Source organism: Aeromonas media (genome assembly GCF_000819985.1).
In the GTDB taxonomy this organism is placed as follows: domain Bacteria; phylum Pseudomonadota; class Gammaproteobacteria; order Enterobacterales; family Aeromonadaceae; genus Aeromonas; species Aeromonas media.
Genome location: NZ_CDBZ01000211.1, coordinates 1 through 1530, shown reverse-complemented (window position 1 = coordinate 1530; position 1530 = coordinate 1). Strand labels below are relative to the sequence as shown.

The window sequence follows — 1530 nt, the reverse complement described above, 5'->3', positions numbered from 1 at the left end:
GTAACCGTTCACCGGGACGGTGTTGACAGCACCAACTCCTCCGGGAACGGGTAGTCGGTTTTCTCGATGCAGGACCTGACAACTGCCCTCAGCCACTCCTGCGGGCAGCGGCCCAATCGCTTGGCCGTCTCCACCAACGATAGGATACGCTGCCTGAACTGCTCGCCTCGATGCGACCAGACGCCATAGCTTCCCTTGCGCCACAGCACATAGCCACGCAGCGCCCGCTCCGCTTCATTGTTGGTCAGCGCTATCTCGTCGTTTTCCATAAAACGCCATAGCATCTCATCGTCCTTGAGCAGTAACTGGCAGCGCCCACGGTAGCGCTTGGAACACAGTACACTGCCCCGCTCCAGCTGCCTTCGCCAGCTTTGCCGACATCGCTGCAACCTTCGCTGGTACTGCTCCCGGCTTAAGCAGCCTTGTTCATAGCCATGCCGGGTTCTGAACACCGTGTCAGCCAGCAGTACCAGCCGGGCTCCGATAGGCTGGTTGACGGCGTCGCTACTCTCGGCAATCGCCGCCACGTTGCGCAGCACATGCGCCCAGCACAGTTGGCGCTGGGCGCTGTCGATGAAGCGGTATCCCGCATACTGGTCGGTCACCAGCACCCCATCAAGCTCACTGCCCAGCAACCGCTTCGCTGCCTCCTGACCGCGGCCAAACGCCGTCATGAAGCAGACCGCGACCTTGCTCAGGGCCAGCCACATCCAGCGTCGCTCACCGCCCCGCTGGTGCCGGGTTTCATCGGCATGGATGATGGCGGCAGACTGCACTTGCTGTTTGATGGCTTGGTGGGTCGGGGTGAGCATGGCGCTGACCCGGCCTTGCGCTTCACTGATGGCGCCTCGGCTAAAGCTCAAACCGAAGTGCTGCTTGAGCTGCTGCTGTATCTTGCTGATGCTCTGGTGGAACTGACCACTCTGCAAAGCGATATAGCTCAGCAGATTAGCCCCCATCTGGCTGTGGCTCACCGTATCGGGCAGGGCTGCTTCACTGGTGGTGACGCACCCACGGCAGGTGCCCCGATACAGCTGATGCTCTGTCACCACATAGCTGACCTCGGGCAGGTCAAACACCTGATGAACCCGGTAGGGCTTGTCATGGGACACCACCTGCTCACCACAGCAGGCGCACTGCCGGGCAGGATAGTGTGGTATTGCCGTCAGTCGGTCGTCCTCAGGATGACGTTCACGCCGCTGCCCCTTGTGGCCAGGCTGGGCACCACGAGCCTTGCCGGAAGCGGGGCGCTTGCGCGCAGGCGGGGTCCCCGAGCCATCAGTGGAGGGGGGCTTGGAGGAGTTATTGCTGTTTTGGTTGAGGCGGTCTTCAAGCTCGGCGATGCGCGCCATCAGCTTGTAAATCAGCTCGTTGGCTTGCTCGAGGGTCAGCGGCAGGCCGGGTGGTGGCGTAATGGGTTTGCTCATGACGTGATGGTGCCAAGCTGGCGGGATCAGGCAAGGGGCAACAGTGGATCAAGGGATGATCGTCTCACTTTTTCCTGTCAATGCCATCTGGGTGAACAGTTAC

Annotated in this window: 1 protein-coding gene; it reads right to left on the bottom strand. The window is 61.2% G+C overall.

The annotated features are described in order from the left end of the window. Positions 1–8 precede the first annotated feature (8 nt). Complete coding sequence (locus BN1127_RS19315) at positions 9–1427, bottom strand: IS66-like element ISAs21 family transposase (RefSeq protein WP_004576012.1); 1419 nt, start codon at positions 1425–1427, stop codon at positions 9–11. Between the last annotated feature and the right edge of the window lie 103 nt (positions 1428–1530).